The organism is Stenotrophomonas maltophilia group sp. vghtpe118, assembly GCF_052605195.1.
In genome coordinates this window covers 2,710,001-2,712,500 of sequence record NZ_CP199672.1, presented here as the reverse complement: position 1 = coordinate 2,712,500, position 2,500 = coordinate 2,710,001, and the positions used below count along the sequence as shown (strand labels likewise).

2 rRNA genes (1 of these 2 only partly in view) are annotated in these 2,500 nt (G+C 54.4%); both read left to right on the top strand.

What is annotated here, in order from left to right:
* A 23S ribosomal RNA gene (locus ACUDTM_RS12385) occupies positions 1–1,858 on the top strand (it extends 1,022 nt beyond the left edge of the window).
* A 126-nt stretch (positions 1,859–1,984) separates the two neighbouring features.
* A 5S ribosomal RNA gene (rrf, locus tag ACUDTM_RS12380) occupies positions 1,985–2,099 on the top strand.
* Positions 2,100–2,500 lie beyond the last annotated feature (401 nt).

Sequence of the window (2,500 nt, the reverse complement as noted above, 5' to 3'; positions counted from 1 at the left end):
AGGCACAGACAGCCAGGAGGTTGGCTTAGAAGCAGCCACCCTTTAAAGAAAGCGTAATAGCTCACTGGTCGAGTCGGTCTGCGGGGAAGATTTAACGGGGCTAAGCACAGAACCGAAGCTTGGGGTGCATAACTTTGTTATGCGCGGTAGAGGAGCGTTCCGTAAGCCGTTGAAGGTGGATTGAGAAGTCTGCTGGAGGTATCGGAAGTGCGAATGCTGACATGAGTAACGATAATGCGGGTGAAAAACCCGCACGCCGAAAGCCCAAGGTTTCCTTGCGCAACGTTAATCGGCGCAGGGTGAGTCGGCCCCTAAGGCGAGGACGAAAGTCGTAGTCGATGGGAAGCAGGTTAATATTCCTGCACCTCGCGTAAGTGCGATGGAGGGACGGAGAAGGTTAGGTGTACCAGGCGTTGGTTGTCCTGGGGAAAGGCGGTAGGTTTGGATCTTTGGCAAATCCGGGATCCTCTAAGACCGAGCACCGAGACGAGCCTTTATGGCAAAGTCACTGATACCACGCTTCCAGGAAAAGCTCCTAAGCTTCAGCTTACGCAGACCGTACCGTAAACCGACACAGGTGGGTAGGATGAGAATTCTCAGGCGCTTGAGAGAACTCGGGTGAAGGAACTAGGCAACATGGCACCGTAACTTCGGGAGAAGGTGCACCCTTTTTGGTGGCTCGTGCGAGCTATAGCTGAAGAGGGTCGCAGTAACCAGGCCGCTGCGACTGTTTATCAAAAACACAGCACTCTGCAAACACGAAAGTGGACGTATAGGGTGTGACGCCTGCCCGGTGCTGGAAGGTTAATTGATGGGGTCAGCCGCAAGGCGAAGCTCTTGATCGAAGCCCCAGTAAACGGCGGCCGTAACTATAACGGTCCTAAGGTAGCGAAATTCCTTGTCGGGTAAGTTCCGACCTGCACGAATGGCGTAACGACAGCGGCGCTGTCTCCACCCGAGACTCAGTGAAATTGAAATCGCTGTGAAGATGCAGCGTTCCCGTGGCAAGACGGAAAGACCCCGTGAACCTTTACTATAGCTTTACACTGAACGTTGAGTTCGTCTGTGTAGGATAGGTGGGAGGCTATGAAACCATGGCGCTAGCTGTGGTGGAGCCATCCTTGAAATACCACCCTGTCGTGCTTGACGTTCTAACCTGGGCCCATTATCTGGGTCGGGGACCGTGTATGGTGGGTAGTTTGACTGGGGCGGTCTCCTCCTAAAGAGTAACGGAGGAGCTCGAAGGTACGCTCAGCGCGGTCGGACATCGCGCACTGTGTGCAAAGGCATAAGCGTGCTTGACTGCAAGATCGACGGATCAAGCAGGTAGGAAACTAGGACTTAGTGATCCGGTGGTTCTGTATGGAAGGGCCATCGCTCAACGGATAAAAGGTACTCCGGGGATAACAGGCTGATACCGCCCAAGAGTTCATATCGACGGCGGTGTTTGGCACCTCGATGTCGGCTCATCACATCCTGGGGCTGTAGTCGGTCCCAAGGGTATGGCTGTTCGCCATTTAAAGTGGTACGCGAGCTGGGTTCAGAACGTCGTGAGACAGTTCGGTCCCTATCTGCCATGGGCGTTGGAGATTTGAGAGGGGCTGCTCCTAGTACGAGAGGACCGGAGTGGACGAACCTCTGGTGTTCCGGTTGTCACGCCAGTGGCATTGCCGGGTAGCTATGTTCGGAAGCGATAACCGCTGAAAGCATCTAAGCGGGAAGCGCGCCTCAAGATGAGATCTCCCGGGGCACAAGCCCCCTGAAGGAACCATGTAGACTACGTGGTTGATAGGTCAGGTGTGTAAGTACAGCAATGTATTGAGCTAACTGATACTAATGATCCGTGCGGCTTGACCATATAACCTCAAGTTGCCTTGGCTTTACGACAACGTCGTAAGAGCATCCAAGTGCACGCTACGTCACAAGAACTATGCGAGGCTGGCGCCTTGTCCCACAGGGACGAGTGCGACGCTCCAAAAGCCTCCCTGGTGAAATTAGCGCTGTGGAACCACCCGATCCCATCCCGAACTCGGAAGTGAAACGCAGCTGCGCCGATGGTAGTGTGGCTCAAGCCATGCGAGAGTAGGTCATCGCCAGGGTTTACACCCGAGAACCCCGCTGCTTGCGCAGCGGGGTTTTCCTTTTTTTGCAAGCCCTCGGTTCCGACCTGGACTTGCAGCAACAACTTCACGAAGAGCTTCAAGTTCCTCAAACAAGTTGTTGACAAAGCTGAAAGGCCTGCCATAATAGGCGGCTCGCAACGACGAAAGACCCTCGGGTCCAACGACGAAGCAGCATCGGCAACAACGTCCACTCCGGTGAGACGACCTTGAAAAAAGGTGTTGACGAAGCGGAAAAGCCGGCTATAATGGGCGGCTCGCTACGAAGGAAACTTCGCAGCACACGGGAACGGCGCTGAGGCCACTTCCCCGGATCTTTGAAAGTATGCGCAGGTATCTTGTGAAGGCGCCTGCAGGAAGGATGATTGTCCATCTTGCAG